The organism is Paenibacillus barengoltzii G22 (assembly GCF_000403375.2).
Taxonomy (GTDB): Bacteria; Bacillota; Bacilli; order Paenibacillales; family Paenibacillaceae; genus Fontibacillus; species Fontibacillus barengoltzii.
This window is the reverse complement of record NZ_KE159656.1, coordinates 117838-141469: the sequence shown is the minus strand read 5'-3', so window position 1 is coordinate 141469 and position 23632 is coordinate 117838. Positions and strand designations below refer to the sequence as shown.

The 23632-nt window shown below is 53.3% G+C and carries 22 protein-coding genes; all 22 read left to right on the top strand.

Annotated features, from left to right (window positions below; all coding sequences use genetic code 11):
• Positions 1-104 precede the first annotated feature (104 nt).
• The 22 genes from C812_RS21350 (at position 105) to C812_RS21245 (ending at position 23582) form a co-directional block, all read left to right on the top strand.
• Entirely contained in the window at positions 105-1241 is a 1137-nt protein-coding gene (locus C812_RS21350; RefSeq protein ID WP_016314710.1) for a 3D domain-containing protein, read from the top strand.
• 148 nt (positions 1242-1389) lie between these two features.
• The gene (gene rnmV / locus C812_RS21345) at positions 1390-1935 is read left to right on the top strand and encodes a ribonuclease M5 (RefSeq protein WP_016314709.1); all 546 of its coding nucleotides are present in this window, start codon (positions 1390-1392) and stop codon (positions 1933-1935) included.
• 5 nt (positions 1936-1940) lie between these two features.
• The gene (gene rsmA, locus C812_RS21340; protein WP_016314708.1) at positions 1941-2837 is read left to right on the top strand and encodes a 16S rRNA (adenine(1518)-N(6)/adenine(1519)-N(6))-dimethyltransferase RsmA; all 897 of its coding nucleotides are present in this window, start codon (positions 1941-1943) and stop codon (positions 2835-2837) included.
• A 38-nt stretch (positions 2838-2875) separates the two neighbouring features.
• Positions 2876-3778, top strand: a complete 903-nt coding sequence (gene yabG, locus C812_RS21335; protein ID WP_016314707.1) for a sporulation peptidase YabG — start codon at positions 2876-2878, stop codon at positions 3776-3778.
• A gap of 206 nt (positions 3779-3984) precedes the next feature.
• Complete coding sequence (gene veg, locus C812_RS21330) at positions 3985-4260, top strand: biofilm formation stimulator Veg (protein ID WP_009226353.1); 276 nt, start codon at positions 3985-3987, stop codon at positions 4258-4260.
• A gap of 195 nt (positions 4261-4455) precedes the next feature.
• A complete protein-coding gene (locus C812_RS21325; RefSeq protein ID WP_016314706.1) occupies positions 4456-4635 on the top strand; it encodes a small, acid-soluble spore protein, alpha/beta type in 180 nt (59 codons plus the stop codon).
• 188 nt (positions 4636-4823) lie between these two features.
• The gene (ispE, locus tag C812_RS21320) at positions 4824-5678 is read left to right on the top strand and encodes a 4-(cytidine 5'-diphospho)-2-C-methyl-D-erythritol kinase (protein WP_016314705.1); all 855 of its coding nucleotides are present in this window, start codon (positions 4824-4826) and stop codon (positions 5676-5678) included.
• A 114-nt stretch (positions 5679-5792) separates the two neighbouring features.
• A complete protein-coding gene (gene purR / locus C812_RS21315) occupies positions 5793-6629 on the top strand; it encodes a pur operon repressor (protein ID WP_009226350.1) in 837 nt (278 codons plus the stop codon).
• A 176-nt stretch (positions 6630-6805) separates the two neighbouring features.
• Positions 6806-7090, top strand: coding sequence for a septation regulator SpoVG (gene spoVG / locus C812_RS21310; protein ID WP_009226349.1), 285 nt, complete (start codon positions 6806-6808; stop codon positions 7088-7090).
• A gap of 166 nt (positions 7091-7256) precedes the next feature.
• Complete coding sequence (gene glmU / locus C812_RS21305) at positions 7257-8657, top strand: bifunctional UDP-N-acetylglucosamine diphosphorylase/glucosamine-1-phosphate N-acetyltransferase GlmU (RefSeq protein ID WP_016314704.1); 1401 nt, start codon at positions 7257-7259, stop codon at positions 8655-8657.
• A gap of 112 nt (positions 8658-8769) precedes the next feature.
• Positions 8770-9723: a ribose-phosphate diphosphokinase gene (locus C812_RS21300; protein WP_009226347.1), complete on the top strand. Its 954-nt coding sequence runs from the start codon at positions 8770-8772 to the stop codon at positions 9721-9723.
• Between the two features lie 487 nt (positions 9724-10210).
• Complete coding sequence (gene pth / locus C812_RS21295) at positions 10211-10771, top strand: aminoacyl-tRNA hydrolase (protein WP_016314703.1); 561 nt, start codon at positions 10211-10213, stop codon at positions 10769-10771.
• 86 nt (positions 10772-10857) lie between these two features.
• A complete protein-coding gene (fin, locus tag C812_RS21290; RefSeq protein WP_016314702.1) occupies positions 10858-11088 on the top strand; it encodes an anti-sigma-F factor Fin in 231 nt (76 codons plus the stop codon).
• A gap of 158 nt (positions 11089-11246) precedes the next feature.
• Positions 11247-14771 carry a transcription-repair coupling factor gene (gene mfd / locus C812_RS21285; protein ID WP_016314701.1) on the top strand — a complete coding sequence of 1175 codons (3525 nt, stop codon included), beginning with the start codon at positions 11247-11249 and terminating at the stop codon, positions 14769-14771.
• The gene (locus C812_RS21280) at positions 14758-15879 is read left to right on the top strand and encodes a peptidylprolyl isomerase (protein WP_036626302.1); all 1122 of its coding nucleotides are present in this window, start codon (positions 14758-14760) and stop codon (positions 15877-15879) included. The genes mfd and C812_RS21280 overlap by 14 nt, the downstream gene beginning before the upstream one ends.
• 313 nt (positions 15880-16192) lie before the next feature.
• Positions 16193-16735: a stage V sporulation protein T gene (gene spoVT / locus C812_RS21275; protein WP_016314699.1), complete on the top strand. Its 543-nt coding sequence runs from the start codon at positions 16193-16195 to the stop codon at positions 16733-16735.
• 213 nt (positions 16736-16948) lie between these two features.
• On the top strand, positions 16949-18571 hold the full coding sequence (locus C812_RS21270) for a putative polysaccharide biosynthesis protein (RefSeq protein ID WP_036626343.1): 1623 nt from the start codon (positions 16949-16951) through the stop codon (positions 18569-18571).
• A 127-nt stretch (positions 18572-18698) separates the two neighbouring features.
• Positions 18699-20195: a bifunctional methyltransferase/pyrophosphohydrolase YabN gene (gene yabN / locus C812_RS21265; RefSeq protein WP_016314697.1), complete on the top strand. Its 1497-nt coding sequence runs from the start codon at positions 18699-18701 to the stop codon at positions 20193-20195.
• A 195-nt stretch (positions 20196-20390) separates the two neighbouring features.
• On the top strand, positions 20391-20663 hold the full coding sequence (locus tag C812_RS21260; protein ID WP_009226339.1) for an HU family DNA-binding protein: 273 nt from the start codon (positions 20391-20393) through the stop codon (positions 20661-20663).
• Positions 20663-20944 carry an RNA-binding S4 domain-containing protein gene (locus C812_RS21255; protein WP_016314696.1) on the top strand — a complete coding sequence of 94 codons (282 nt, stop codon included), beginning with the start codon at positions 20663-20665 and terminating at the stop codon, positions 20942-20944. Before C812_RS21260 ends, C812_RS21255 begins: the two co-directional genes overlap by 1 nt.
• A 482-nt stretch (positions 20945-21426) precedes the next feature.
• Complete coding sequence (gene hydE, locus C812_RS21250; RefSeq protein ID WP_016314695.1) at positions 21427-22485, top strand: [FeFe] hydrogenase H-cluster radical SAM maturase HydE; 1059 nt, start codon at positions 21427-21429, stop codon at positions 22483-22485.
• A 104-nt stretch (positions 22486-22589) separates the two neighbouring features.
• Positions 22590-23582 (top strand): 2-oxoacid:acceptor oxidoreductase family protein, encoded by a 993-nt coding sequence (locus C812_RS21245; protein WP_016314694.1) that lies wholly within the window; start codon positions 22590-22592, stop codon positions 23580-23582.
• Positions 23583-23632 lie beyond the last annotated feature (50 nt).

Genomic DNA, 23632 nt, shown 5'->3' with positions numbered 1-23632 from the left:
AATTTAAGCAAGCCGCTGCGCGTTTTGTAAAAAGTAACTGTAGTCGCGTCAATCGTTATCATGCATCGACCTAGACGGCGGGACTATGAAGGAGGACGGAAGAAATGGGCATTTTCCGCAAAGAGGAGACCCATGAATCACGCTCATCCAGCATGTCTTACGCAATGCGATGGAAGCATGAGAATTTACGTCAGATAGCGCTCGTCGGCGTTCTGGCCATCGCGGGAATCATCATCATCCTAATCTGGCTGTATAGCCAGGCACAGAAGGAAGTATCCCTGATTGTGGACGGGAATGTCCAGTCTGTGGAGACAACCCAATCCAGTGTAGCTCATCTGCTGGAGGAACAATCGATTAAGCTCAGTGCGAAGGATTCAGTATCCCTCCCGCTGGAAAGCTCGCTGAAGAACGGTGACCGCATTGTCATAGTACGCGCGAAGCCGGTCAATGTGACTGCGGACGGCAATACGAAAGTCCACTTCACGACGCAAAGCAAAGTCGAGGGCGTATTGTCCGAGCTCGGCATCACTTTGGGTGAAGACGACAAGGTGACACCGACATTGGACAGTAAAGTTACCGAGAACCTGAATGTGAAGGTCGTTCGGGTCAGCAAGCAAACGGTGCAGACGAAGGAGGCCGTGCCCTTTAGCGTGGTCAAAACGTCGGACGACAAGCTGCTGAAAGGCACCACGAAAGTGATCCAGGAAGGTTCCGAAGGTCTGGTCATTCACAACATTGAGAAAACTTACGAAGACGGAAAATTCGTGGCGAAGCGTTGGCTCGGCAAAGAGGTCTCCAAGGAAGCTCAGCCGAAGGTGATCGCAGTCGGTACGAAGAAACCTACCGAGGTTCTGTCGGCCAGCATCAGCCGTAAGGGAAATACGGTGAACATCAGCGGAACGACGACCAAAGGTGGCGTCTCATTCAAATATAAAAAAGTCTTGAAAAATGTTACGTTAACCGCGTATTCGGCGGAAGAAGACGGAATTGGCACCCGCACGGCTTCGGGTACCCGCGTGACAGAAGGCAGAACGATTGCGGTGGATAAAGACGTCGTTCCGCTTGGTTGGTGGGTATACATCGAAGGAATCGGCTTCCGTAAGGCAGAGGATACCGGCGGGGCCATCGATGGCCATAAGATGGATGTGTATTTTGATAGTTTGAAGGATGCGAAGAAATTCGGCCGCAAGAAGGGCCGCACCGTCTACGTGATCGGTCCGACGAAGCCGGAATTGAACTAAGTTCTCGTTCTCTTTCGTTTTACAATGCGAAGGGAATAAGATAGTATTAGGATGATGAATAAGACAGTGGATTAGAAGAGGATGATATGATCCTCTTCTTTTTGTTATTCTGGTGGAGACAAGCAAGAACAGGAAGGAAGACAGATTCATGATCAAAGAGGTCATCGTGGTGGAGGGTCGAGACGACACCGTGGCCATAAAGCGCGCCGTAGAGGCGGATACAATCGAGACCGGAGGTTCGGCGATCGGCGAAGCCGTGCTCAAGAAAATCGCTTTGGCGCAGGAACGCCGGGGCGTGATTATTTTTACGGATCCCGACCATGCCGGGGAGCGGATTCGCAAGATTGTGGCTGCGCGGGTGCCGGGCTGCAAGCACGCTTTCCTGCCGGAGGCGGAGGCGACGAAGCGAGGCGACATCGGGGTGGAGAACGCCTCGCCGGAGGCGATTCGCGCCGCGTTATCCCGGGTTCGCAGCGAAGCGCCTGGAGTAGAGGCCGCGATCACCTGGGAAGACTTGATAAACGCAGGGTTAATCGTGCACCCGCAAGCGGCGGCGCGGCGAAAAGCGCTGGGCGAGCTGCTGGGTATCGGATATTGTAACGGAAAGCAGCTCTACAAGCGGTTAACCGTGTTCCGGATCAGCCGCGAGGAGTTTGCAGCTGCGTTAGCCGAGTTGGAAAGCAAAGGAGTTTAAGAACCATGAGCATAAGGGAAGACGTATCCACACCGCGCCGGACGAAGGAGATCATCCAGCGGCACGGTTTTTCGTTCAAAAAGAGCCTGGGGCAAAACTTTCTGATCGACCAGAACATCCTCGGTAAAATCGTTGCCGCCGCCGAATTGGACGAGAGCCAGGGGGCACTCGAAATCGGACCCGGAATCGGCGCGTTAACGGAGAAGCTGGCGCAGGAGGCGGGCAAGGTGGCCGCGGTCGAGATCGACCAGCGACTGATCCCGATTCTGCAGGAGGTGCTGGAGCCGTACCCGCACGTCCATGTGATCCATGGCGACGTGTTAAAGCTGGACCTGCAGGCTTTATTTGCGGCTGAGTTCAGTGAAGTGAGCGGCGTCAGCGTCGTTGCCAATCTGCCTTACTACGTGACGACTCCCATCATGATGAAGCTGCTGGAAGAGAAGCTCCCGCTGAGAAATATCGTCGTCATGATCCAGAAGGAAGTGGCTGAGCGTATGGCCGCGGCTCCTGGCGGCAAGGATTACGGCAGCCTCAGCATCGCCGTGCAGTACTACAGCATCCCGGAGATGATCTGTACGGTGCCGCACAGCGTGTTTATTCCGCAGCCGAATGTAGAGTCTGCCGTGATTCGCTTAACCGTGCGGGAGACGCCAGCGGTGGCGGTTCAGGATGAGGCCTTTTTCTTCGAGGTGGTACAGGCCTCTTTTGCCCAGAGACGCAAGACGATTTCCAACAATCTGAAAAGCCGCTTCTTCCCGAAGGAAGGGCGCGAGAGACTGGAGCAACTGCTGGAGGAAGCCGGGATTCAGCCTTCCCGGCGAGCGGAGACCTTAAGCCTGGAGGAGTTCGCCAAGCTGAGCGATACGCTGCTGAATGCCGGCGTGAAGGAACTCCGCGTGTAACCATTCCCTCTTATCGCCCATACGATGGGATAGAGGTGATGGATTTGGCGAATTTGGGAGACTTGGTCGTCCGCAAATCATACGGTGGAGATGTTACGTTCCGAATCGAACAGATTGTGCGGAGTGAAGCGATTATTAAAGGAACGGAATTCCGGCTGCTGGCGGATGCGCCCTTAACCGATTTGGTCAGGGTAGACCCGGCTTCCCCAGGAGAGACGACGCAGCGGGCCCGCATTAAGGCGACGGAATCGCTGAAGCGGTTAACGCAAGACCGCAAGGAATTGGCAGAACGCAATCGAATGGTGATTGGACGGGATCTGTATGGGCAAGGAGAGACGGCCTATTTTGAGGTCCCAGGGAAGGTCCTGCATTTAGATGGGGATGAACGCTATTTACAAAAGAGCCTAAGCCTGTATCAGAAGCTGCGTGTTCCGGTTCAGGGATACTATGTCACGGAATCGCAAATGGCGAGTGCGCTGTACCGTCTGCTGCCTGTGGTCAAGCCGGATATCGTTGTGATTACCGGTCATGACGGCGTGTTGAAATCGCGTCCCACCAGCGACCTTTATAATTTGACCAGCTATAAAAATTCCAAGTATTTCGTGGAGGCCATTCAAATGGCTCGGCAATACGAACGGAATTTCGATACGTTAACGATTGTGGCCGGCGCTTGCCAGTCGCATTTTGAGGCGTTGCTGCAGGCGGGGGCTAATTTTGCGAGTTCACCCGGCCGGGTGCTGATCCATGCGCTGGATCCGGTGTATATCGCTGCGAAAGCGTCGCTCACCTCGATTCGGGATACGATCCAGATTACTGACGTGCTGAATCATACGATCAGCGGCGCCCAGGGGGTTGGCGGGATCGAGACTCGTGGCAGTTACCGAATCGGGTTGCCTAAACTGAAGGACTTGTCGACGCTCAAAGTGGTGCCGTCCATGTGAAAGGTTGCCGGAAGGAACTGAGGCTAGTGTCCCAGGACCTTTCGGTTATTTTTTTAGCATTTAGCTCTTGAGCCACCAGGCAAAAGAAAATGTCGAAAAATAATCGTTGACACATCTTTTTTGCTGCTGATATAATTATTTATTTCGATTTGACAAGTTTGTGACTTTCCTGTATAATGGACAAAGAAAGAAGGTGGTCACAGGCAATGGCTAAAAATGCGCTGTCGGAAATAAAGCATAGTCTCGACGCCCATGTAGGACAGAAAATTATGCTCCGGGCTAACGGTGGTCGCCGGAAGACCGTCGAACGCACTGGAGTGTTAGAGGAGACCTATCCTTCGGTCTTCATTGTGAAGCTGGATCAAGAGCAGCAAACCTTTAAGCGTGTGTCTTACAGTTATGCCGATATACTGACCGAATCTGTTGAAGTCATGGTTTATGACGACAACGATGGGATGCGGATTTCGTATATTAAACCGTGAACATCATGAATCAAACCGCAAACGGTTCTCGCCTTCGGGTGAGGCCGTTTTTTTCTTTTTTACGGGTAATGGGTTCATCCACCAAGGTTGCCGGTGTTCACTTTAGATGGACAAAATCTCGGTGTATGCTCGCATCGGTGCTCGCGTATACTAACCATCGTTCCTATATCCATGGCCAAAAGGAGGAGACTGACCATGTCGCGAAGAAGACGCAGCGTGATGTCGGAGAACTTGAAGGTCGAATTAGCGAAGGATCTGGGATTTTACGATACCGTCCAGCAGGAGGGCTGGGGCGGCATCAAGGCCAAAGATGCGGGCAATATGGTGAAGCGGGCGATTGAGCTTGCCGAGAAGGCAGCCGCGAAACAGCAATAACCTCTGCCACAGCGAAGCGTCCCTTTCAGGGAGCTTCGTTTTTTTCGTTGGATGAAGTAAGATAGAGGGAGAAAAAAATGTCTTTCATACATAGACGTGGAGGCAACGTTTTTTTAGAATAAAAGAATGTGCTAATAAGACCGGATGGATGCGGATATTCCACGGAATTGCTGAGGTGGGGAAGCGGCATGAAAATTTACGAAAAAGCACCGGCCAAAATTAACTTAATGCTCGACGTGTTACATAAACGTCCCGACGGATACCATGAGGTCGAGATGATCATGACGATGGTGGATCTGGCGGACCGTTTGGAAATGAGCGCTCTTCCGCGGGATACAATCATTATTTCGAGCCAGGCCGGATATATTCCGCTGGATGAGAAGAACTTGGCGTTTCAGGCGGCGAAGCTGATCAAGGAACGCTACAACGTGCGGAGCGGGGTTTATATCCACCTCGATAAGAAAATACCGGTCGCTGCTGGCCTTGCCGGCGGCAGCAGCGACGCTGCGGCGACGCTGCGGGGCTTAAACCGTTTATGGGAGCTTGGCATTCCCGAAGAGGAGCTCAAGGAGCTGGGGGCGGAGCTGGGTTCAGATGTGCCGTTTTGCGTGACGGGCGGGACGGCGCTGGCGACAGGGCGAGGCGAAGTGCTGACGCCGCTGGTGAATCCGCCGCAATGCTGGGTGGTGTTAGCGAAGCCTCCGATCAACGTGTCGACGGCCGAGGTGTATGGGCGCCTGAAGGCGGAGCAAATTACCGATCATCCGTCGGCAATCCGGATGCGGGAGGCGCTGGAGAGACGCTCATTCACGGAGGTATGCCAAGCGCTCGGTAACGTGCTGGAGCAGGTGACGCTGGAGTTTCATCCAGAGGTAGCGCAACTGAAAGAGGCGATGCTGCGTCTTGGCGCGGACGGCGTGTTAATGTCGGGCAGCGGGCCTACGGTATTTGGGCTCGTCTCGAAAGAATCGAAGGTGTCCCGCATCTATAACGGATTGCGCGGGTTCTGCAAAGAGGTTTACGCCGTACGGCTGTTGACTTGAAGCTCGGCTGCGGAACTGGAGCCGGGTACTCCTTCCTCGTTCCAAGGCTTGGACAAATCCGTACAAAAGTGTTATAGTTTCATTAAAATATTCGGATTTAGCGAGGGGTACTTCGTGAAGAAATTAAAAAGAAGCGCTCGTTTGGTGGAGATGACCCATTATCTGTTGTCTAGACCACACCATTTAATCCCGCTGACTACCTTTGCGCAACGGTATGGGGCGGCCAAGTCGTCCATCAGCGAGGATCTGGGGATTATTAAAGAAGTGTTTGAAGGTGAAGGCATGGGGGAATTGCTGACGCTTGCCGGGGCGGCCGGCGGCGTGAAATACATTCCCCGGGTCGGACGGGAGCAAGCGAACGCTTTTATCCAGCAGCTCTGTGAGAAGCTGGCGCAGCCAGACCGAATTTTACCGGGCGGATATTTGTATATGTCGGATCTCTTGGGACAACCGGCGTTGATGAATGAGGCGGGCAAGTTGTTTGCCACCGTGTTCGGTGATTTGGAGATCGACTGCATCATGACCGTGGAAACGAAGGGGATCCCTCTCGCTTATGCAACGGGGGCGGAACTGAATTTGCCCGTCGTCCTGGTTCGTCGCGACCATCAGGTGACGGAAGGCTCCGCCGTTAGCATTAATTACGTATCGGGCTCTCACAAGAGCCTGCATACGATGACGCTGTCGCGCCGGGCATTGAAGGAACACTCTCGCGTCTTGATCGTCGATGACTTTATGAAGGCGGGAGGTACGATTCAAGGGATGGTTGACCTGCTGGCTGAGTTTAACGCGGAGGTTGCCGGAGTCGGGGTTCTGGTTGAATCAGGTGAAGTTGCCAGCGAACAGCGTCTGTTACATGATTACGTTTCCCTGGCTACACTTCGGGCGGTTGATCCCAAGGAGAAGGAGATTTCAGTAGAACCTGGGAATTATTTTTCGAAATTTGAACAATAAGAACTATGTCGAGATCTCCTCAAATTGTAAGAATTCTCGACGAAACATGTCGAAAACCCCGTTTTATCAAAAAAAATCGTGATTTTAGGCCATTTTGTTGATCAAAAAAAAAGGATTTCGGTTTGCTATGTGGAATAATACACCAAGTCTCTGATGGAAAAAGGTGGTGAACACATATGCAAATTACGGATGTAAGACTCCGCCGAGTCAGCTCTGAGGGCAGAATGAAGGCCATCGCATCCATTACCATCGATAACGAATTTGTTGTTCATGACATTCGCGTCATCGATGGGAACAATGGGATGTTCGTAGCAATGCCTAGCAAGCGCACGCCGGACGGGGAGTTCCGGGATATCGCTCATCCGATTTCCTCCGGTACTCGCGAGAAGATTCAAGCCGCAGTTCTGGCTGAGTACGAGCGTGCCGCCGAACAAGAGGAAGCGATTGAAGAAGGGGCGTAAGTCGCATTTATTTGATTTATCGATCAATTGGGGTTCGAGGAAAAGGGAGCCATGTCCGCATGGCTCCCTTTTCTTTTTGCCCTAAATGAGATATATTCAGTAATGAGTTTTAATGAGAGAGAGAGAAATACTTCTTTTTTTTAAAAGTGAGAAGGAGGCCGGGGACTTGAAGAGATTAGCGATCGTTCTTGCCGCAGGCCAAGGGAAACGGATGAAGTCCAAGCTCTATAAGGTGCTTCACCCCGTTTGCGGCAAACCGATGGTTGGGCATGTACTGAATGCGGTTCAAGAAGCAGGTTGCGAACGCAGCATCGTCGTTGTAGGCCATGGAGCTGAAGCTGTAAAATCCTATTTGGGTTCATCGGCGGAATACGTGTTGCAGGAGCAACAGCTGGGAACCGGACATGCCGTCAAGCAGGCCGGGCCATTATTGGCGGGAGAAGAAGGAGTCACACTGGTTATTTGTGGCGATACCCCTTTGGTTACGGCGGAAACACTGGAAGCTCTTTTCGAACTTCATCAACGTAAGGGAGCGGCAGCAACCGTACTGACAGCGGTGATGGAACAACCGTATGGTTACGGTCGAGTAATCCGCGGAGCTAACGGAACGGTTGAACGGATCGTCGAACAGAAGGACTGCTCGCCGGAGGAAGCCGCCGTGCAGGAAATTAACACAGGCACTTATTGCTTTGATAATGCCAAATTGTTTGCTGCACTGGAGAAAGTAACGAACAACAACGCGCAGCAGGAGTATTATCTTACCGATGTGATCGGCATTTTGGTGCAGGCGAACGAAGTCGTCGAAGGTTATGCGGTAGCTGACGTACGCGAATCGATTGGCGTCAATGACCGAGTGGCCTTGGCGGAGGCCGAAGCCGTCATGCGGGAACGCATCGTGCGGGGCCATATGCTGAACGGTGTAACGGTGATTGATCCAGCTTCTACGTACATCGGGGCCGATGTTACCATTGGAGCGGATACCGTAATTTATCCAGGTACCGTTCTATCCGGGAAAACATCCATCGGCGAAGATTGCGTGATTGGGCCAGCTGCAGAAATCGAAGATAGCGTGATCCAAAACGGCGCGAAGGTGAAACAGTCGGTGCTGAGCCAGGCGGAAGTCGGCCAGGAGACGACAGTTGGTCCTTTCGCTTATTTGCGTCCAGGGGCGAAGCTCGGAGCACATGTGAAGGTTGGCGATTTTGTTGAAATCAAAAATGCAACCCTCGATGAAGGCTCCAAAGTCTCGCACCTCAGCTATATCGGCGATGCGAAGGTTGGTAAGAACGTGAATATTGGCTGCGGCGCGATAACAGTGAACTATGATGGTTATAATAAGTCCATTACGGAGATTGAGGACGATGCCTTTGTCGGCAGTAACGTCAACTTGATCGCTCCGGTGAAGGTGGGCAAAGGCGCTTATGTCGTTGCCGGATCCACGATTACGCAATCGGTTCCGGACAATGATCTTGCTATTGCCAGAACCCGGCAGGAGAATAAACCCGGCTATGCCGAGAAGATTCGTGCCCGGGCGAAAGCGAAGAAGGAAAGACAGCAACAATCTTAATTTCAAATGCAGTGATCTGCAGTGACCATTTGAATAGACGGGGTAGCTGTGAAGGCGGGTTGTTTAAGAGACTCCCTGACGCTATCTACACAGCACGGAGGGTTTTAATTTTATGACTTATTGTGATTCTAAATTAAAGATATTCACCTGTAACTCCAATCCGAAATTGGCTCATCAAATCGCTGACTATATCGGCATTCCGATGGGCGAATCGGAGACGACGAGCTTTAGTGACGGCGAAATACAGGTCAAGCTGTCCGAAAGCGTTCGGGGCTGCCACGTCTATGTGGTGCAATCGACTTGCGCACCTGTCAACGATAACTTGATGGAGCTCCTCGTGATGGTGGATGCTTTGAAAAGAGCTTCGGCCAAGAGCATTAATGTCGTTATCCCGTATTACGGTTACGCCCGCCAAGACCGGAAAGCCCGTTCGCGCGATCCGATCACGGCGAAGCTGGTTGCCAATCTGATCGAGAAAGCCGGCGCACATCGGGTCATTACGATGGACCTTCATGCGATGCAGATCCAAGGCTTCTTCGATATCCCGGTGGATCATATGCTAGGCGTGCCGATCTTGGCCCAGTATTTCCGTTCCAAGCATATCGCGAATCCGGTTGTCGTCTCGCCTGACCATGGCGGGGTGGTACGTGCCCGTAAGCTGGCGGATTTCCTGAACGCTCCGCTGGCGATCATCGACAAGCGCCGTCCAGAACCGAATGTCAGCGAAGTCATGAACATTATCGGGAACATCGAAGGGAAAACTGCGATTCTCGTCGACGACATCATCGATACCGCCGGTACGATTGTCCTTGGTGCCAACGCGCTCAAGGAAGGCGGGGTAGAAGAAGTGTACGCTTGCTGTACGCACCCTGTCTTGTCCGGTCCGGCGATGGAACGTCTGGAAAACTCTCCGCTGAAGGAAGTGATCGTGACCGATACGATCCCGATCACACATCCGAATCCGACAAGCAAGCTCAAAGTGCTGTCTGTCGCTCCGCTGATGGGCGAAGCGATTATTCGCGTGCACGAGGAGCTGTCGATCAGCAAGCTGTTCGAGATCGAATAAAATGGTCACTGCCACACCAGGGGTTGCGTCCTCCCAATCGGGGACGTAACCCCTATCGGTGTATTGGCGGGCCGATGGAGAAGCTGGGGAAAACGGAGTTGCGCGGACTTGGTTGAGCGTTAGCGTTGGGCGAAAGCAAGCATCCGTGTAGAAATGTTCTTACGAGGGCGACGCTTCCCCTTTAGGGGCACTCCCCGTCGAAAAATACAAACTAACTGGAATTTCTACCGTTAATTTTGGCGGAAACGAAGGTTTCAGGTGAAAATGTATAGTTAATTTTGGGGATTTTCAGCTAAAGCAGCAATTACGCTGAAATTAACGGCAGGTTTTACCGTTAGTTGCTCAAAAAGCCAGTTTACGTCGAAATTAACGGTACTTTTTCCAGCTAATTCGCATCTTTCTTAAAGTATAATTAGTTTTATGAACAATCAAGCACCAGAAGCGGTCTATTGTTATAGATATGTTGGAGTTTGGAGGGACATGACCCATGAAGTGGATCGTAGGGCTCGGCAATCCGGGAGCCCAATATGAGAAAACCCGGCACAATATCGGCTTTATGGCCGTGGATGAGCTGGCGCGCCGGCATGGCATCGAGATCAAGCAGAGTAAATGCAAGGCTTTGATTGGAGAAGGGATGCTGCCAGGCGGGAAAGTCGTGCTGATTAAGCCGATGACTTACATGAATTTATCCGGCGAAGCGGTGCGCGCTTATATGGACTACTATAAGGCGTCGATCGAAGATCTGATCGTGGTGTACGACGACCTCGATACTGAGTTGGGACGCAATCGTCTGAGATATCAAGGCAGTGCCGGCGGGCATAACGGCATCAAGTCGATCATTCAACATATCGGCACGCAGACGTTTAACCGAATCCGGATGGGCATTTCGCGGCCGGAACCCGGGTATGCGATCGTGGACTATGTCCTGTCGCCTTTTGCGAAGAAAGATAAGCCGCTGCTCGATCAGTCCATTCAAGCGGCCTGCGATGCGTTGGAATACAGCCTGGATCATACGTTCGAACAAACGATGGCGAAGTTCAACGGCTAAAGGGGTTAATCTTTCAAAGGCCGATAGGCTAAAAGCCGTCTGCTTGGGCATACTGGAGACATAAAGAATCTTCAGGAGGCATATAGATGGCTGTAAACTATGTTTGTCGGCACTGCCGGACGGTGATTGGTAGAATCGAATCGCCTCAAGTCACAGAAGCCCAATTAGGCTTGCATTCCTTGACCCCCGATGAGCGGAGAGATATAATAGCGTATGATTCAAATGGCGAAATGACGGTCCGGGTGACTTGCGACTATTGCAAGGAAGCCTTTGATCATAACCCGGAACTGATGCTGCTCACGAATCCTTTGCAGTAAATTACAAGCTACGAGGAACACGGACAAATTTACCGGAATATACGGTTATAGAGCCTTGGCACGTTGCTGAGGCTCCTTTTTGGTTCGGGTAAGCTGGACTTACCCTTTTTCGTCTAGCCATAGATTTCTATCCATCAGCAGTAAGAGAGGTGCCTCATTTGCTACAAGCACTTATTCAAGCTTTTTCACGCGATACCGATTTTGCTTCAACGGTTGCGGGCATTCAGTCGGGCATGAAGGAGCAGTTGATTTCCGGCTTGTCGGGTTCATCCAGGCAAGTGATGCTAGCCGCGCTGCATCAGGAAACGAAGCGACCGCTTCTCGTCGTGACCCACAATATGTTCTCCGCACAGAAAATGTATGAAGATTTACAGGAAGCGCTATCACCGGATCAGGTGCTGATGTACCCGGCGAATGAGCTGGTTGCTGCCGAATCGGCGGTATCCAGCCCGGAAACGCTGGCCCAGCGGATCGAGGTGCTGCTGCAATGCTCCCGGGGATTCCGAGGCATTGTGGTGGTGCCTTATTCCGGTATTCGCCGCTATATCCCTACGCCGGAAGCTATGGCCGAAGCAGGACTGACCGTCCGGCTCGGAGGCACGCTGGAACTGGAGCGGTTCATGACGCAAATGGTCGAGCTAGGCTATGAGCGGGTCGAACGGGTGGAATCCCGCGGCGAAATGAGCCTGCGCGGGGGGATTATCGACTTCTATCCGCTCACAGCGTCCATGGCTTACCGGGTGGAGCTGTTTGATGATGAAGTGGATTCGATCCGGACCTTTGATCCGGCGGATCAGCGATCGGTGGACCAGATTAAGGAAGTGTTCATTCCACCTTGCAAGGAACTGATTGCAACGAAGGAACGGATGAGCCAGGCAGCGCAGGCGCTCTCGGAGAAGCTGGAGATCCAGCTGGACAAGATGACCGATCGCCAGGCCAAGAACCGTCTCCGCGAAGAGATGTACAAAGAAATCGAAATGCTGCGCGAGCATGTTTATTTTTCGGAAATTTATAAATATATTTCTTTGATCTATCCAGAGCGAAAAACGTTGTATGACTACATGCCAGAAGATACGCTGCTTCTGCTGGACGAACCGTCGCGCCTGCTGGAGACGGCCAAGCAGCTGGAACGCGATGAGGCGGAATGGAATCTGCACCTATACCAAAACGGGAAGAGTCTGCCTGACCTGCCGCTTGCGGTGGACGTAGATCATCTGATCTACCATCGTCCGTTCCAGACGTTGTTCTTGTCGCTGTTCCTGCGTCAAGTCCCGCATTCCCAGCCGCAGAATATCGTGAATTTCGTGACGCGGGCGATGCAGGATTTCCATGGGCAAATGAATGTCCTGAAGGCGGAGATGGAGCGTTGGAAAAAGAGCGGTGCTCATGTCATCATGCTGGCCAGCACCGAAGAGCGCATGGATCGGATGCGGCGGGTACTGCAGGATTACGGCATTGAAGAACCTCAATTGCTGCAAGGCAACCTGCAGTCCGGCTTCGAACTGCCTTCGGTACACCTCGTTGTGATAACTGAAGGCGAGATGTTCTCCCAGAAGCAGCGCAAAGCGCGCCGTGTCGTCAAGAGCATGGACAATGCCGAACGGATCAAGAGCTATACCGAGCTGAAGGTTGGCGATTACGTCGTTCACCAGAACCACGGGATCGGGAAATACATGGGCATCGGTACGCTGGAGGTCGGCGGCATTCACAAGGATTACATGCATATCCTCTATGCCGGCGGTGACAAGCTGTCGGTGCCGATCGAACAGATCGACATGATTCAGAAATATGTAGGTTCTGAGGACAAGGAACCGAAGATCTACAAGCTGGGCGGTAACGAATGGAATCGCGTCAAGAACAAAGTCCGTTCCTCCGTCCAAAATATTGCCGACGATTTGATTAAGCTGTATGCAGAACGGCAAGCAGCTCCGGGGTATGCTTTTGAGAAGGACACGCCGGAGCAACAGGAATTCGAAGCGATGTTCCCATATGAGGAGACTCCAGACCAGCTGCGAGCCATTCAGGAAATCAAGAAAGATATGGAGCAAAGCCGTCCGATGGACCGTCTGCTGTGCGGTGACGTTGGTTATGGCAAGACCGAAGTTGCCATTCGCGCGGCCTTTAAGGCAGCGATTGAAGGCAAGCAGGTTGCGGTGCTTGTCCCAACGACGATTCTGGCACAGCAGCACTATGAGACGTTCCGGGAGCGGTTTGCCGGCTATCCGATCAACATTCAGACGCTTAGCCGTTTCCGCAGCCGCAAGGAGCAGAACGAAACCATCAAAGGGATTCGTCAAGGCACGGTGGATATCGTCATCGGAACCCACCGCATTTTGTCGCAGGATCTGGTCTTTAAAGACTTGGGACTGCTGATCGTGGACGAAGAGCAACGGTTTGGCGTTACCCATAAAGAGAAGTTAAAGAAACTGAAAACCAACGTGGACGTGCTGACGCTGACGGCAACTCCGATTCCGAGAACGCTGCATATGTCCATGCTGGGCGTACGGGATCTGTCGGTAATTGAAACACCGCCGGAAAACCGGTTCCCGGTGCAGACGTATGTCGTCGAGCACAGTCAATCGCTCGTGCGCGAAGCGATCGAACGGGAGATGGCGCGGGGCGGCCAGATTTATTACCTGTATAACCGCGTGCAGGGGATTCATGAAATTGCTGCCCAAATCTCGATGCTCGTGCCGGAAGCGCGAGTGGTTGTGGGTCATGGTCAGATGTCGGAGCAGGAGCTGGAGAAGACGATTCTCGATTTTCTTGACGGGGAATACGATGTCTTGGTCAGCACCAGTATCATAGAAACCGGGGTGGACATTCCGAACGTCAATACGCTGATCGTGCATGATGCTGACAAGATGGGCTTGTCCCAGCTGTATCAGCTGCGCGGCCGTGTCGGACGGTCCAACCGGATCGCTTATGCTTATTTTACTTATCAAAAGGATAAGTCCTTAACGGAAGTAGCGGAGAAGCGGCTGCAATCGATTAAGGAATTTACGGAGCTCGGTTCCGGCTTCAAAATTGCGATGCGCGACTTAGCCATCCGCGGTGCCGGGAACTTGCTGGGTGCGGAACAGCACGGCTTCATCGCTTCTGTCGGTTTTGATCTGTATTCGCAGATGCTGGCGGAAGAAATTCAGAAGCGGAAAATTACGATGCTCGGAGAGACGCCGCCGGCAGAGGCGACTTGGAACACCACGATCGATTTGGGCATCGACGCGTATTTGCCGTCGGATTACATCTACGACAGCATTCAGAAGATCGAGATCTACAAGAAGACCGCCTCGGTGCAGACGTTTGACGACGTGGCCGAGTTGGAGGACGAGTTGCTCGACCGGTTCGGGGAACTGCCGGACGCCGTGCAGAATCTCCTGGCGGTTGCCCGCGTCAAGCTGTATGGCAAGCAGTATGGCATCGAGTCGATGACACTGCGGGGCGAAGAAGTGACGATCAAGTTCTACGAGGGTCAGGAACAAGCCATCGTTCCAAGCAAGCTTGCCGAAGTTGGCAATCTGTTCGGAAGACGTGTACAATTTAGTCAAGGATCCGTGATGCTTATCCGGATAAATACCAAGGGAATGGACGACAAAGAAATGATGGGCTTGCTGGAGCAGTTTCTCGGCGCCCTGAAGGATGCGTTCAAAGCGAAAGGGGAACTACAGAATGTTTCAAAGTAAAAGGCGCTCATGGAGAATGCTGCTGATTGGGCTTGTAGCGGTATTGGCTTTTTCCGTTATGGCGGGATGCGGCAAGAAGGATGCAAGCTCGGGAGGAAACGATACGAGTAAGGTGATTGCGACGTACGATGGCGGCGAAATTACGGAGAACGAATTCGACCGCGAGCAGCGGATCGTGCTTGCCCTTCAGCCGCAAATGGAACAATTCATGCAGATGGAAGACTTCCGTCAATATTTGGTGAAGCAAGAGATCGCCTATGAGTATCTTGAAGCCAAAGCCGACGCGAAGACGAAGGAAGCCGGTAAGAAGAAAGCCGAGGAGCAATTTGATTTGATGAAATCGTCCTACGGCGAAGATAACTTTAAGAAAATGCTGGACGCCCAGAAGGTATCCGAGGCCGAATTCAAGGACTACATGGTTCGGATTTATACCGTGATGGAAGGCGAAATGCAGAAGATCTCTGAAGATGACGTGAAGAAGGAATTCGAAGCGACGAAACAGGATTATACGACGGCTTCCGTTCGTCATATCCTGATTAACTTCACTGATCCAGACGGCAAAGAGCGGACGGAAGAGGAAACGCTCAAGCTGGCGAAGGAAGTCAAAGCGAAACTGGACAAGGGTGAAGATTTCGCTGCGTTGGCGAAACAGTACTCCGAAGATCCAGGCTCCAAGGATAACGGCGGATTGTACGAGAACGTGGAAGTGAGCAACTGGGTAGAAGCTTTCAAACAAGCGGCTTTGACCCAACCGCTGAACGAAATCGGCGATCCTGTGAAGACCGAATACGGGTACCACATCATCCGCGTGGAATCTCGGACCGAGAAGAAATTCGAGGATCTGACCCAAGAAGAGAAGGACATGATCCAAACGACGCTGGCTTCGAACAAATTGGACGAGTTCATGGCAGGGGATCTGGAGAAGAAGATCATCAAGAAGATCGAATTGCCTAAAGTGGAGACGAATACCGGCGAAAATGGCGCGGGAACAGACACCAATGCGGGCAATGGCACCAATGCAGGAACGAATGAAGGTACGAATGCCGGAACGGACAGCAACGGAGCTGCCAACAATGCCGGTTCCAATAGCGGGAATACGAGCAAATAAAGCAGAGCTTAGAAGCAGCGCGGGGAGGTCCGTGCTGCTTCTTTGTGCGGACGGCCTTGCGGCTCCTTATACACATCCAACGGTTAAAAATCATGGTTCATTATGATGAATAAGGTGTTCGCCCGGGATGAATACTATGGTCAGAATCACAGAACAAGCCATCCCTGTCCCCACCTTCGGCCGCTCGTTTTGGCGAAGCTTATGGCGCATACATCTGCGTAAGCCGCAGATTACGTATAAAGTCCGATTAGGTGAAGCTTTAAAAAATCAAGCCGTAGTTCAAAACTTCTAAGAAAGCGGGGCATCAAGTGAAATGAAAGCTACTGGTATTGTACGCCGTATCGATGATTTAGGCCGTGTTGTTATTCCTAAGGAAATCCGCCGGACGTTGCGGATTCGGGAAGGAGATCCGCTCGAAATTTTCGTGGACCGGGATGGAGAAGTGATTTTGAAGAAATATTCGCCAATTGGAGAATTGGGCGATTTTGCCAAGGAATATGCGGAGTCGCTGTATGAGAGCACCAGCCATATTACCTTAATCTCTGACCGGGATACCATCATTGCTGTCGCAGGCGCTTCCAAGAAGGAGTACCTGGACAAGCAGATCAGCTCTTTGCTGGAAAGCAGTATGGATGGCCGCAAGATTATCATGGAAACCGAGTCGGGGTCGTACGAAATTACGAAGGATCATCCAGAGAACATCTCTTCGTTTGTAATAGCGCCAATTATTGCCGGCGGGGACCCAATTGGGACGGTGGTGCTTGTGAACAAGGACGATGCTGTAAAAATGTCCGATTTGGAATCGAAAATGGCAGAGACCGCTGCCGGTTTTCTCGCAAAACAGATGGAGCAGTAGAAAGAACGCAAAATATTTGCAAGACGCATGGAGGAACTTACACACACCGCTGTTTGGGGCGGACGCCGTCCGTCCGAAACGTAGAGGGATGTGTAAGTTTTTTTGTGTTGAACTTAGGAAATGGCGATAGCCTCCGTTTCGTCTTATAATGGAACCTGTTAGCTTTAAAACATGCTGATGACTGTTAAAGCAAAGTAGGTTGCCATGATGGAAATGAAGGAAAGCCTATCCTCCAAGCTGCTCAAGGGAGCGGCCGTTCTGAGCGCGGCGGCGCTGATTACCAAGCTGCTTGGAATGCTGCAGAAGATCCCGCTGCAAAATATCGGGGGAGACGGCGTATTTGGCATTTATAATACGGTTTACCCTTTGTACACGCTGTTAGTTACGCTCACGACCTCGGGATTTCAGGCGGCGGTAGCCAAATTTATCGCGGAACGCCAGGCCCCTGGATGGGAAAGGGAGCGTAATGAGGTGCTGCGACTGGCATCGGCAACGATGCTGGGGTTGGGGGTTGCCTTTGCGGTGTTGCTTTATTTTGGCGCTCCGATCTTATCGCAGCTCATCGGAAGCAGCTTGTTGATTCCGGCTTTTCGCGGAGCGGCGCCCGCGCTGCTGCTCATTCCGGTGGCTGCGGCGCTGCGTGGATATTTTCAGGGACATCAAAATATGACGCCAACGGCGGTCTCTCAGGTGGTGGAGCAAGCCATTCGGGTCACGGTGATGATCGTCCTGTTGCTGGCGTTAAGCCGGGTGGGAGCCGCTGATGCGGATCTTGCCGGCGGGGCACTGGCCGGCTCCTCCGCAGGGGCAGCTGCAGGGCTTGCCGTGATGCTGCTGTATTGGCGGGGCTATACCCGTGCTTCACGGCAGCGGCGGCAAGCTGAATCCTCGGCGGAGGTCGATCCGCCGTTGCCTCAGACTAAAGGGCAGCAATGGTCCAAGCTCCTCAAGGTTGGGCTGCCGATCAGCTTGGCTTCGCTGGGGGTGCCGCTGATCAGCCTGGTGGATACGTTCACGCTGCCGCGGCTGCTCTCCGCCCATGGGGAAGAGCTGCGGATCATGGCCCAGGTCGGGATATACAACCGCGGTATCCCGTTGGTTCAGCTCGTCACGATGTTGGCGACGTCGCTGTCGGTGTTGTTTGTGCCTGCGATGGCTGAGCTGCAGATGAAGGGAGACACCGAAGCGATTCGGCGTCAGGTGCAGCTGGCTTTGCGCTGGTTCTGGCTGATCGGCCTTGCGGCTTCGCTGGGCCTGGCCTTGCTGGCAGCGCCTATCAACGTCATGCTGTACGAGGATGCGGCGGGATCGGCCACCCTGGCTTGGGTGGCCTGGACGGCGGCGCCCGGCGCGCTGGTCGCGGCGACGAGTGCCCTGCTCCAGGGCCTCGGCCACGTGCGCGCCCCGGCGCTGCACCTGCTCGCTGCGGCATTGCTCAAGACCGCGTTCAACGCGGTGCTCGTGCCGCAGCTTGGCATCACCGGCGCCGCCATCGCCGGCGTCGCCGCGTACGGCGCAGCAGCGGCGTTGAACGCCGCGCTGCTGCTGCGCCGGGTCCAGCTGCGTCCGCGCCTGCGGGACGCGCTGGGGCGCCCGGCGGCGGCCGCGCTGGCGATGGCCGCCGCGGTGCTGGCGCTGCGCCTCGCCGCCGCCGAGCTGCCGATGGGCCGCGGGGTTGCCGCGGCGGTGAGCCTGCTCGGCGTGCTGCTTGGCGCAGCGGTGTTCGTCGCAGCCGTGCTGCGCACCCGGCTGCTGAGCGCGGCAGAGCTGAGCGCCCTGCCGCGGGTTGGCCCGAAGCTGCTGACGCTGCTTCGAAAGCTGCGGCTGCTGCCATAGCGCTTCGCCTTGGCGCAAGGGCCGTACGAAGTTGAACTTCGCGGATGTGGCGCAGAAAATTTCAGTTTGACCGCCAGCAATGGTATAGTAATAACATGCTGAACGGACAGGGAGTGAAAGGCATAACATGAGCGCAACCATTACGGTAGTCGGCCTCGGCTCGGGAGATCCCGACCGGCTGACCTTAGGCAGCCTGAAGCGGCTGCAGGAGGCGGGAGAACGTTACGTCCGGACGAAGGACCATCCGGTGGTGGATTGGCTGGAGGAGACGGGCGTTCATTTTACTTCGTTTGACGAGGTGTACGAAGCGAAGGACGATTTTCCTTCCGTTTATGAGGAGATTGCCTCCAGACTGTTGGCGCGGGCCAAAGCAGGTCAGGAGGGAGAGCATATCGTGTACGCCGTTCCCGGGCATCCCCAGGTGGCCGAAGCGACGGTGAAGCTGTTGCGGGAGCGCTGTCCGGAGCAGGGAATCTCGCTCGATATCATCGGCGGGGAGAGCTTTCTGGACGAGGCTTTTGTTCGCCTGGGCTTTGATCCGATCGAAGGATTCCTCCTGGTAGACGCCTCGGAGGTTCGAGGGGAAGCGATTGACCCAAGACGGCATACGCTAATTGGACAAGTCTATGACCAGATCACCGCTTCAGAAGTCAAGCTGGGGCTGATGGAGCTGCTGCCTGACGATTATCCGGTCGTTGTGGGACATGCCCTTGGGGTAGCGGGCCAAGAGCGGATCGAGCGCGTTCCGCTGTTTGAGCTGGATCGGATTACGGGTTACGGGAACCTGTCCCTGGTCTATGTCCCAGCCAGCGAGGACGATACGCTGCGTAACCGCAGCTTCCAGCGGCTTCATGAGATCGTGTCGATATTGCGCAGCCCGGGCGGATGCCCATGGGATCGCGAGCAGACGCATGAATCGATCCGCAAAAATCTCATCGAAGAAACCTACGAGGTGCTGGAGACGATCGACGACGACGATCCCGACCACATGCGCGAGGAGCTTGGCGATCTGCTGCTGCAAATTATGCTCCACTCTCAGATGGAGGAGGAGACGGGCACCTTTACGGTGTATGACGTCATCCAGGAGCTAAATGAGAAGCTCATTTACCGTCATCCGCATGTCTTCGGCAATTTGAGTGCCGAGGATGCTGAGGCAGCGCTAAACAACTGGGAAGCGATGAAGGCCGAGGAGAAGAAACGCAAAGGCATCCAGCCGGAACGCCAATCAGTCATCAGCGGGGTGCCGCGCGATTTGCCGGCTTTGATGAAGGCGTACAAGCTTCAGAAGAAGGCGGCCAAGGCCGGATTCGACTGGGAGGACATCGACGGGGTATGGTCTAAGCTGGAGGAAGAGATCCGCGAGCTGAGGGAAGCCGTCGCGCAGAAGCAAGATGCCGAGGCGCAGGAGATGGAATTGGGCGACGTATTGTTCTCGGTGGTGAATGTGGCTCGCTATATCGGGGTGGATCCGGAGCAAGCCCTCTCGCGGACGATCCGCAAATTCACGGAGCGGTTCCATTATGTGGAGGATCGGCTTCGTGATCTGGGCAAAACACCTGGCGACAGCACATTAGCTGAAATGGACAAATTATGGGACGAAGCTAAGTCGAAAGAACGGGAATGATGGGAGAAAAGGACTAAATTTCAGTTTTTTTGCGAAAAAAGCAAAAAAAGTTCCCTGAGAGTGCAGGATTTTTCAAATCAAGCAAGAATACTCTTACAAAGATAACCATCTGGTGCTTGGTAGGCTTGAAGGCAGGCCTGAAGCCTATAGTGCCAAGGTATCACCTATTTCTTTAATTATTGGGAGGCATTATTAATGAACAAAACAGATCTGATCAACAACATTTCCAGCAAAAGCGGTTTGACGAAAAAAGACGTTGAATCCGTATTGAATGGTTTTCTCGGTGAAATTACCGATGCACTGGCTAGCGGTGACAAAGTTCAACTGATCGGCTTCGGTACGTTCGAAACTCGCAAACGCTCCGGTCGTACGGGCCGTAACCCGCAAACCGGCAAAACAATCGAAATCCCAGCTTCCACTGTTCCAGCATTCAAAGCAGGCAACAAACTTAAAGAAGCTGTAAAATAATGCGTCTCGATAAATTCCTGAAGGTATCGCGGTTGATCAAGCGGCGCACCGTGGCGAAGGACGTCTCCGAACAAGGCAGAGTTCTGATCAACGGGCGCGAATCCAAACCGAGCAGTACGGTGAAGGTGGGCGACGAAATTACGGTTCAATTCGGCCAGAAGCTGGTGACCGTGCGCGTCGAACGTCTGGTCGAAACGACTCGTAAGGAAGAAGCTGCTTCGATGTATACCTTAATCAAGGAAGAGCCGATCGCCAAAGAGACCGGTCTGGACTGGTCCTGACATAGTGACGCTCAGAGCGTGCTCCGTTTCTTCGGGGCATGCTCTTTTTTTTACCTCACAAGAGTGTAAAAAAAGTCCTAGTCAAACTGTGAATTCATGGTAATATAGTAAATACACTTCTTAGAAAACTCCTCTGTGTCAACCTCATGTCGAAATCATCGACGCTGCGCACGCGGCACACATCCACGAATCACAATCGCACCTAACGATCAAGCAACTTTCCATTGAACGAACCATCGAACTAACCATCTTCGGATCATCAAGCCACCAACAGACGCTGTAACCATCCCACTTAACAACAGACCTATCGTCGCTTAAGGTCGCAGCTCACTATGAAGAAATCGGGGTGATTCAATCAACGAAGACAATTTAAAACGCTTACAAAGTGAAAATATTCACAATTATTTCGTTCATCATTTTTCACGACAGCCATAGGGTATACCAAGGTCCATAATCCAGTCTTTCCAAAGGATGATTGCCTGATGAAACAGCTCGTGCACAAGCTCTATGCGCGGGGGGAGCTCTCCAAGGTGGAGCTCGTCGATCTACTGGAGCATATGGATGTGGAAACGCGCAACGAGCTCTTCCGCTTGGCCCGCCTCAGGCGGGAACAGGCTTATGGGGACAAGGTGTATTTGCGCGGTTTGATTGAATTTTCGAGCTACTGTCGGCGGAACTGCTTGTATTGCGGACTGCGGGCGGGGAATCGTGAGGCGGAACGTTATCGGCTCAGCCCAGAAGAGATTCTCGAGTGCTGCCGGGAAGGATACGAGCTGGGCTTTCGCACGTTTGTGCTCCAGAGCGGGGAAGACCCCTGGTATACAGCCGATCTGCTGGCATCCTTAATTCGGGACATCAAGGGCGAATTTCCGGATGCAGCCATCACCTTATCCATCGGCGAGCGGGAGGCGGACACCTACCGATTGCTGTATGAAGCGGGGGCGGATCGCTTTTTGATGCGTCATGAAACCGCTTCCCGGAGGTTGTACCAGGAACTGCATCCTTCGATGTCCTTTGATCACCGGCGCCAATGTTTGGAGACACTGCAATCGATCGGCTATCAAGTGGGTGCAGGCTTTATGGTCGGATTGCCCGGCCAGACGGCGGAGGATTTAGCGGAGGACTTAATCTATCTCCTAGCGCTCAACCCGGACATGATTGGCATCGGCCCGTTTATTCCCCATGACAAGACGCCGCTTGCTCAGGCGAAGGCCGGGTCGCTGGAGGATACGCTGGTGATGGTCGCGCTGGCCCGCCTATTCCTTCCCGAAGCCTTAATACCCGCGACGACTGCGCTCGGTACGTTACACCCGCAAGGCAGGGAGTTGGCGCTGAAGGCCGGGGCCAATGTGGTCATGCCCAATCTGTCACCCGTTGCCGTCCGCAAGAAATACGCCTTGTACAACAACAAAATCTGCACGGGGGATGAATCCGCCCAGTGCAGGCATTGCCTTGAGCTGCGGATTGAAGCCGCAGGCTTTTCCGTAGATATGGGAAGGGGGGACAGCTTGAAGGCGCTGGCAAGCCGCCATCATGCGTAGTCCATCGTTTGCCAAGCAGTCGATTGAGTCAAAGAAAGGCGGCAGTTTCATTTTGTTATTATTCGTGAAATATTTCACAACAAAACGTAGAGGAGACGTGGCGAATGAGCATTTTGACTAAAACCAATGACCTTGGCTTTTTTGAAATTCGGCTGGAATCCATCGGCGGGCTCGGCGCCAACCTGGCTGGGAAGATGCTGGCGGAATCCGGGGTGCTGGGGCTTGGCCTCAACGGTGCCAGCTTCTCGTCCTATGGTTCGGAGAAGAAGGGTTCCCCGGTGAAGAGCTTCATCCGCTTCTGTGAGCCGGACGTGGAGATTCATGATCACAGCCCGATCGAGGAACCCCACGTCATTGGCGTGTTCCATGAAGCGCTGCACAAGACGGTCAATGTTCTAAGCGGCTTAAAGCCTGACGGGATCGCGCTGGTGAACTCGACCCGCGATTTTGAGGAAATACGGCGCGATCTGAAGTTTCCTTACGGGACACTGGCGGTGGTGGACGCAATGGGGATCGCCATCGACGAACATACGAAGGTGAACACCTCAATGCTGGGGGCGTTGTTCCGGATATGCGATTTTCTCGATCCGGATTCGATGCGCGAAGTGATTAAGCATACGTTCCAGAAAAAATACCCGCACTTGGTGGAACCCAATTTGCGCACATTTGACCGGGGATATCATGAAGTGCGTTTCCAGACGATCCCGGCTCCCGAAGGGGTACAAGGGATGCAATTCGAACGGCCGCAGCCGCTGCTCGGTTATAAGACGCAGGCTCTGGGCGGCATCATTCGGGCGCAAGGCAATAGTCTGCTGAAGGATTTGAGCGGGTCCCGGCAGGGGTTTGTACCGGAGTTGGATCCAGACAGCTGCATCCATTGTGCCAACTGCGACTCGGTTTGTCCTGATCTGTGTTTCGTGTGGGAGACCGGGGAGGACAAGAAGGGGCGTCCGCAAATGTTCTTGAGCGGCATCGACTATCAATATTGCAAAGGTTGTCTGAAATGCGTGGAAATCTGCCCAACGGGGGCGCTTAGCATGCGTCGGGAGGAGCCGGGATATGCCGACAGCCACCGCGTTGCTCACGTCTTTCAGTAGAGTTTTTTCCAAGGTCAAGGTGTATGGAACTCGCAGAAGAGCCTAAAGGA